Origin of the sequence: Pseudomonas sp. HMWF006 (genome assembly GCF_003061205.1) — a bacterium.
Classification (GTDB): domain Bacteria; phylum Pseudomonadota; class Gammaproteobacteria; order Pseudomonadales; family Pseudomonadaceae; genus Aquipseudomonas; species Aquipseudomonas monsensis.
In genome coordinates this window covers 10,079-17,476 of the sequence record NZ_QAIU01000653.1, presented here as the reverse complement: position 1 = coordinate 17,476, position 7,398 = coordinate 10,079, and the positions used below count along the sequence as shown (strand labels likewise).

Sequence of the window (7,398 nt, the reverse complement as noted above, 5' to 3'; positions counted from 1 at the left end):
TTTAGATGTACGCAATCAACTTTAGGAGCCAGCCTGCTGGCGATGAGGCCCGCACAGCCTCCCAATCTCTCTTTCCAAACTGTGGGAGATCAAGATCAAAAGCCGCAGCCGAGCTAACGCTCATCCTGTTGAGTGGTGAGAAGCGAGGCGGGATGAGGTGTGCGCGTTTTGCTCGTGCGCTTCTGTGGGAGCTGGCTTGCCAGCGATGGCGGCCTGATAGCCGACCTGTTTTTTTTAGATGTACGCAATCAACTTTAGGAGCCAGCCTGCTGGCGATGAGGCCTGCACAGCCTCCCAATCTCTCTCTGCATGGACTCTTTCCAACCTTTGGGAGATGAAGATCAAAAGCTGCAGCCGAGCTAACGCTCATCCTGTTGAGTGGTGAGGAGCGAGGCGGGACGAGGTGTGCGCGTTTTGCTCGTGCGCTTGTGTGGGAGCTGGCTTGCCAGCGATGACGGCCCCCCAGCCGACCAGTCTCTAACGGATTGCTCACGATCCAACTGTAGGAGTGAGCCTCGATCAAGTCGATTCGCGACACTGGCGCCCACAAAAAAGCCCGCTGAGCCGGTGGAGGTCAGCGGGCTTTTTGTCGTTCGGGATTTACAGCGTCCCGAACACTTTCTTCGCCAGGCTGGTCGCGGCAGCGGCCGGGTTCTGGCGGATGGTTTCTTCCTGTTTGCCGATCATTTCGAACAGGCCATTGAGCGCTTGTTCGGTGACGTAGTTTTCAACGTTGGCGCTCTTGGCGTCGACGACGCCGAAGGTGGCGGCCTGGCCGGCGAAGGCGTTGTATTTCTGGGCCACGCCGACTTTGTCAGTGGCTTGTTTGACGATCGGCAGGAATTTGGCGCGGATCTGTTCGCGACTGGATTTGTCCAGGTATTGAGTGGCCGAATCTTTGCCGCCGCTGAGGATGCCTTTGGCGTCAGCCACGCTCATTTTTTTCACGGCGTCGATCAGGATGGGCTGAGCCTGGGTCACGGCGGATTCGGCGGCCTTGTTCATGGCGGTTTCCAGTTCTTCGACCTGGGCACCCATGCCGAAGGCTTTCATTTTGCTGGCGGCTTTGCCGAGTTTGCCCGGCAATTCGATCTTCACGTCCGGGTTATTGCTGAACCCACCCGGGGTGCCGAGTTGTTTGACGGCGATTTGCGCGCCTTGAGCCAGAGCATCCTTGAGGCCGCCGGCGGCGTCTTGTTGCGACAGGTCGGTAAGCGACAGTGCCATCGCGTTGGCGCAGATCATCAGGCCTGCGCACAGGCCGGCGAAGCGAAGGGTAGGGCGGAGCATGGCGGCTTCCTTGTTGCAGAGAATGAATTAACGAACAGCGTCGACGCGGATTTTCAGCGGTTGCGGGTCGTTGCCGTCGAGTTGCACGGCGTGGTTTTCGGTGGTGATGAACATCAGCTCGCCGTTGACTTCAATGCGCGCGCTAACCGAGTAACGGTGGCCGGGTTTGACCTGGGCCGGATCGTAGCTCAAGTGGAACGGCAACGGAACCTGGCCTTTGACCGGGCCTTTCTGTTCATCGAGGACCACCGCCGGTGCATCGGCCAGCGACACGTCTTGCAGGCTCACGCTCAGGGTCGCGCTCGGTGGCAGGGCGATGCGTTGCAGGTAGAACACTTCGCCGTCGAGGCCGACTTTGCCGGCGGGGGTGGTCGACTGGCAGGCGCTGAGCAGGGCAGCGGCAGCGAGAACGGTGAGTTTTTTCATGGTAAATCTCCTTTCAATGTGGGGGCGGGCTTGCTCGCGAAGGCGGTTCAACATCCCTGTTGTCTGCCCCACCGCGAGCCGGCTCTCTCCTACAGGTATTGCATCAGGCTTCGGACTGGCTGGTCGGTTGGTCTGCTGCATCTTCACTGCGGTGCAACGCCACCTGGCGGATCGACAAGCGAATCTCCGCTGGCAGCACGCGTTTGGCCGCGCCTTCGGCCAGTTCGCCGAGCAGTTCGTGATAGCTCAGTTTGCCGGCTTCGTCGCGACGAAGAACGTCGAGGTCGAGCAGGGTCTGGATGAAGTGGCGGAACAGGCTCTTGTCGAAGAATTCCGGGGCATTGAGGCCGTGCAGGATCGACAGGCGCTGGGCCATGACCGTGCAGAGGTCTTCCAGCTCTTCGGCACTGATGCTGTTCTGGCCGGCGTTGAGCAGCAACGACACCGTCATGTAGAAGCGTTGCAACGTCTGCGCGATGCTTTTCGACAGCAAGGTCAGCAGCACGAAATGCCGCGAACTCGGTGCCGGTCGCAAGTACAGCTCTTTCTCGAAGCGCAGCAGCCCCTGTTCGACGAACGCTTCCAGCCACTGATCGACGACCCCGTCGAGCTCGTCCAGCGTCCAGCGAATGAACAGCTCCGATTGCAGGTACGGATACAGTGCGCGGGTGTAGCGCAGGATCTGTTCGCGACTCATGCGCGATGTGCTTTGGAAGAAACTCGCCAGCAGTGCCGGCAAGGCGAAGATGTGCAGCACGTTGTTGCGGTAGTAGGTCATCAGGACGGCGTTCTGCTCGTCCAGGTAGAGAATTTTGCCCAGTGCGTCGTTCTGCTCGGACAGCAGATCCATGTCCTTCACATGCTCGATCAATGCGCGGCCATCGCCTTCCGGCAAGGTCGTGTGTGGCGAGTACGGCACCTTGCGCAACAGGGCCAGGTACAGATCCAGCACCCGCGCCATCGCGCGATCATCCAGCGCCAGGCGGGTGGTCGACAACAATGCCAGCGCCACCAGATTGACCGGGTTGATCGCCGCCGCTTCGTTCAAGTGTTGCGCGACTTTGTCGCCGAGGCGGTTGGTGGTTTCGTTAAGCCATGCCGGTTTGTACTGTGGACCGAGTTCCTGCTGGCGCCAGCCCGGCTGTTCGCTGTCGAGGAATTCCGCGAGTTTGATCGGTTCGCCGAAGTTCACCGCTACCTGGCCGAAGCGCTGCTTGAGCGCGCCGATGACTTTGAAGATGTCGAAGATCGATTCTTTCTTCTTGCTCGCGCCTCGCAATTCTCCGAGGTAGGTACGACCTTCCAGCACGCGCTCGTAACCGATGTACACCGGCACGAAGACGATCGGCATCCGCGACGAACGCAGGAAGCTGCGCATCGTGATGGCGAGCATGCCGGTCTTCGGTTGCAACATGCGCCCGGTGCGTGAGCGGCCACCTTCGACGAAGTACTCGACCGGGAAACCTTTGGTGAACAGGGTGTGCAGGTATTCGTTGAACACCGAGGTGTACAGCGGATTGCCCTTGAACGTGCGGCGCATGAAGAACGCGCCGCCACGGCGCAGCAGGCTGCCGATCACCGGCATGTTGAGGTTGATCCCGGCGGCGATGTGCGGTGGGGTCAGGCCGTTGCGGAACAGCAAGTACGACAGCAGCAGATAGTCGATGTGGCTGCGGTGGCACGGCACGTAGATCACTTCGTGACCCTGGGCGACCTTCTGCACGCCTTCGATGTGGTTGACCTTGATGCCGTCGTAGATCTTGTTCCAGAACCAGCTCAGCACCACTTCAAGGAAGCGGATCGCGGTGTAGGTGTAGTCCGAGGCGATCTCGTTGCCGTAGCGCAGGGCCTGGGCCTTGGCTTTTTCCAGGGAGATGTTCTCGCGCTCGGCCTCTTCGACGATCGCTTGCCTGACCAGTGGCTGGTTGAGCAGGCCTTTGACGAGGTTACGGCGGTGGGAAATGTCCGGGCCGATGACGGCGGCTTTCAGATTGCGGAAGTGCACGCGCAGGATGCGCTGGGCCATGCGCACCGTGCGTTCGTGGCCCTTGTTATGCTCGATCAGTCCGCGCAGGTGGATCGGCGCCGAGAACTGCACGCGGGTCTTGCGGCCGAGGACGATGATGCTCAGCAGGCGACGCAGGCGCCCGGTCACGGCCCAGCTGTCGGCAAACAGCAACTTCCACGGACTGTTTTCGCTGTCCGGCGACTGGCCCCAGAACACGCTGACCGGAATGATCTGTGCGTCTTCGGCGGCGTTCTGGGTCAGGGCGCTGACCAGACGGGTCAGGGTTGGCGGTGCGCCGCGTTTATCCTGGCGACCGAGCCAGTCGGGGTCCGGCGTCAGATAGAAAAACGCCGCCGGCTCGATCAGCGAACCGACCGACACCGGCAGCACCGGACGCGGCAGGCCAGCCTTGGTGCACTCGGTGTCGACCACGGCCAGATCGGTCAGTGAAGGGTTTTGCAGGACGTAGAACACCGGACGACTGCGGTCGAGGTTGAGGGTGAACGACGACTGGTTGATCGTCTCGGATCGCACCCAGAGATACAACAGTCGGCGCAAGGTGCCAAACACAAGACGGCGGAACGGGGAACGGGTCATACGGCTTCTGCGTGAGTTGATAAACCGAGCGTTTGCTCGGGAGGTCGACAGTTTGCCGTATTCACCGAAAATCGGCAAAAAAGCGGCGAAGTAATCTCCTGTTGAGACTTTTCGCACCTGTCATATACTCGGCGGTCTGTCGCCGGGGCCCTTTTATGGACGTCGGACGCAGGCTGACGTTCCGCGAAGGCTTTCCTGCGAAAAGCCTGTTCAATAATAAAAAAGGAGTATGAACAGATGGCAACACGTGAAACCGGCAATGTGAAGTGGTTCAACGACGCCAAGGGCTACGGCTTTATTCAGCGCGAAGACGGGGTGGACGTGTTCGTGCACTACCGCGCGATTCGCGGCGAAGGGCACCGGTCGCTGACTGAAGGCCAGCAGGTTGAATACGCAGTGATTACTGGCGAGAAGGGTTTGCAGGCTGAGGATGTTGTAGGCTTGTAACAGCGGTTTCAAGCTGCAAGCCACAAGCTACAAGCCGTTCAGCTTGAGACTTGCAGCTTGCAGCTCGTAACCTGCAGCTGCTGTTAAGCAGTTTTCCAGGTGATCTCTTCTTCACCATCGGCGCTGATGCGAATCCAGCGATCTGCCGTCTCTTCACCTTCTTCTTCAACCCACGTCCCTGGCGCGCAACGCACCTCCACGTTCAACGCGGCAAAGGCGGCGCGGGCGCAGGCGATGTCGTCGTCCCATGGGGTCGCATCGCTTTCCAGGTACAGGCTGTTCCACTTGCCCACGGCTTTCGGCAGCCAGGTCACCGGGATGTTGCCGGCCTTGCATTTGTAAGTCTGGCCTTTCTGTACCCAGTCGCTGCACGGGCCCAGCGCGGCGCCGAGCCAGGCGGAAATGGCCTTGTGGTCGACGTCGGCGTCTTTCAGGTAAATCTCGATATCCGGTTGGCGCATGGATGTCCTCACTGCGGGTCTGAAAAATCCATTCGCGGATTTAGCCGGCCCCGGGCACTCGCCCGAGACCAAAAGTTATTGAAGAACGAAATAATCGTAGCGCATCGACACGGTGGTCACGAACGGCTCGGCCTGTTCGATCACCGCTGCACGACGCTCGGCACTGGCGCGCCAGCCGTGAGGTGTCATTGCCAGCAGGTTGGCGCGATCCTCGGGCTTGTCCAGCGTCAGTTTGAATTCCAGGGTTTCGCTGTGCGCCAGCGTCATGCCTTCGGGCACCAGGGCCAGATGCTTGTCGTCGGTGTATTCGCGCACTTCGTCGTACAGCCGTTCGCGCAGTTCCATCAGATGGCCGCTGGTCGGGCCGACCTTCATCAGGCCGCCGCCGACACTGAGCAGGCGCTTGGCCTCTTCCCAGTCCAGCGGGCTGAAAACGCTGGCGAGAAACTGGCAACTGCCCGACGCCAACGGCACGCGAGCCATGCTGGCGATCAACCAGGTCAGGGCCGGGTTGCGCTTGCAGGCGCGTTTGACGGCTTCGCGGGAGATGTCCAGCGCGTAGCCATCTGCGTTTGGCAAAGCCTCGGCGATCTGTGCGGTGTAGTAACCCTCGCCACAACCGATATCGACCCAGCGATCCGGGGCGTAACTCGCCGCCAGTTCGGCCAGGCGTTTGGCCACCGGCGCATAATGCCCGGCATTCAAGAAGTCGCGGCGCGCCTCGACCATGGCCTGGTTGTCGCCGGGATCGCGGCTGTTTTTGTGCTGCACCGGCAACAGGTTCAGATAACCCTGACGCGCACGGTCGAAGCGGTGGCCGGCGGGGCAGACCACGCCGTTGTCCACGCTGTTCAGCGGTTCACTGCAGATCGGGCACGCGAGCATCAGGCGAGCAACTTGATCAGGGTCTGGTAGTAGATCTCGGTCAGTACGTCGAGATCGGCTGCCAGCACGCGCTCGTTGACCTGGTGAATGGTCGCGTTGACCGGGCCCAGCTCAACCACCTGGGTGCCCATGGTCGCGATGAAACGGCCATCGGATGTACCGCCACTGGTGGACGCCTTGGTCTCGCGGCCAGTGATGTCGCGGATGCTCGACGACACCGCGTCGAGCAGCGCGCCCGGCTCGGTAAGGAACGGCAGGCCGGACAGCGCCCAGTCGATGTGCCAGTCCAGACCGTGTTTGTCGAGGATGTCGGCCACGCGCTTCTGCAGGCCTTCGACGGTCGATTCGGTGGAAAAGCGGAAGTTGAACACCGCCACCAGATCGCCCGGGATCACGTTGGTCGCGCCGGTGCCGGAGTTGACGTTGGAAATCTGGAAGCTGGTCGGCGGGAAGAAGTCGTTGCCGTGATCCCAGTGCTCGGCGGCCAGTTCGGCCAGCGCCGGGGCGGCGAGGTGGATCGGATTCTTCGCCAGATGCGGGTAGGCCACATGGCCCTGAACACCGCGAACAGTGAGCTTGGCACCGAGGGAGCCGCGCCGACCGTTTTTCACCACGTCGCCGACCAGGGTAGTGCTCGACGGTTCGCCGACGATGCACCAGTCCAGACGTTCGTTGCGCGCTGCCAGACGTTCCACCACAGCCTTGGTGCCGTGGTGCGCCGGGCCTTCCTCGTCGCTGGTGATCAGGAACGCGACCTTGCCCTTGTGGTTCGGGTAGTCGGCGACGAAGCGCTCGGCGGCGACGGTCATCGACGCCAGGCTGCCTTTCATGTCCGCTGCGCCACGGCCGCAGAGCATGCCGTGTTCATCAATGACGGCGTTGAACGGGTCGATCTGCCAGGCGCTCACCGGACCGGTCGGCACCACGTCGGTGTGGCCGGCGAAGCACAGCACCGGGCCTTCGTCGTTGCCGTGGGTGGCCCAGAAGTTATCCACATCCTCGATGCGCATCGGCTCCAGGGTGAAACCGGCATCGCCCAGGCGCTGCATCATCTGCTTCTGGCAATCGGCGTCGACTGGCGTCACGGACGGGCGGCGGATCAGGTCGATGGCGAGTTGGAGGGTCGGCGAAAGGTCGGCGTGGGCCGTCATGGAAAACTCCGGGATCATGAATTTGAGCGAGGGCCAATGTGGGAGCGAGCTTGCTCGCGAAAGCGGTGTATCAGGCAACATAAGGGTTGAATGTTACAAAGCCTTCGCGAGCAAGCTCGCTCCCACAGGGATT

Annotated in this window: 7 protein-coding genes; 1 reads left to right on the top strand and 6 read right to left on the bottom strand. The window is 61.2% G+C overall.

The window, feature by feature from the left end; translation table 11 throughout:
* Positions 1–600: 600 nt before the first annotated feature.
* The 3 genes from DBR24_RS30220 to plsB all read right to left on the bottom strand — a co-directional run bounded on the left by DBR24_RS30220 (position 601) and on the right by plsB (position 4,321).
* Positions 601–1,290, bottom strand: coding sequence for a DUF4197 domain-containing protein (locus tag DBR24_RS30220; RefSeq protein WP_123465050.1), 690 nt, complete (start codon positions 1,288–1,290; stop codon positions 601–603).
* A 27-nt stretch (positions 1,291–1,317) separates the two neighbouring features.
* Positions 1,318–1,716: a YbaY family lipoprotein gene (locus DBR24_RS30215; RefSeq protein WP_123465052.1), complete on the bottom strand. Its 399-nt coding sequence runs from the start codon at positions 1,714–1,716 to the stop codon at positions 1,318–1,320.
* 103 nt (positions 1,717–1,819) lie between these two features.
* Positions 1,820–4,321 (bottom strand): glycerol-3-phosphate 1-O-acyltransferase PlsB, encoded by a 2,502-nt coding sequence (gene plsB, locus DBR24_RS30210; RefSeq protein WP_128616514.1) that lies wholly within the window; start codon positions 4,319–4,321, stop codon positions 1,820–1,822.
* Between the two features lie 237 nt (positions 4,322–4,558).
* On the opposite strand from plsB, the gene DBR24_RS30205 reads away from it, so the two are divergent.
* Positions 4,559–4,768: a cold-shock protein gene (locus DBR24_RS30205; RefSeq protein WP_007908870.1), complete on the top strand. Its 210-nt coding sequence runs from the start codon at positions 4,559–4,561 to the stop codon at positions 4,766–4,768.
* 83 nt (positions 4,769–4,851) lie between these two features.
* Here the strand turns inward: DBR24_RS30205 and DBR24_RS30200 are convergent, their stop codons facing one another.
* The 3 genes from DBR24_RS30200 to dapE all read right to left on the bottom strand — a co-directional run bounded on the left by DBR24_RS30200 (position 4,852) and on the right by dapE (position 7,265).
* Positions 4,852–5,229 (bottom strand): hypothetical protein, encoded by a 378-nt coding sequence (locus DBR24_RS30200; protein WP_039769649.1) that lies wholly within the window; start codon positions 5,227–5,229, stop codon positions 4,852–4,854.
* Positions 5,230–5,304: 75 nt separating this feature from the next.
* Complete coding sequence (locus tag DBR24_RS30195) at positions 5,305–6,114, bottom strand: putative RNA methyltransferase (protein ID WP_128616513.1); 810 nt, start codon at positions 6,112–6,114, stop codon at positions 5,305–5,307.
* Positions 6,114–7,265, bottom strand: coding sequence for a succinyl-diaminopimelate desuccinylase (gene dapE / locus DBR24_RS30190; protein WP_123465058.1), 1,152 nt, complete (start codon positions 7,263–7,265; stop codon positions 6,114–6,116). Before dapE ends, DBR24_RS30195 begins: the two co-directional genes overlap by 1 nt.
* Positions 7,266–7,398 lie beyond the last annotated feature (133 nt).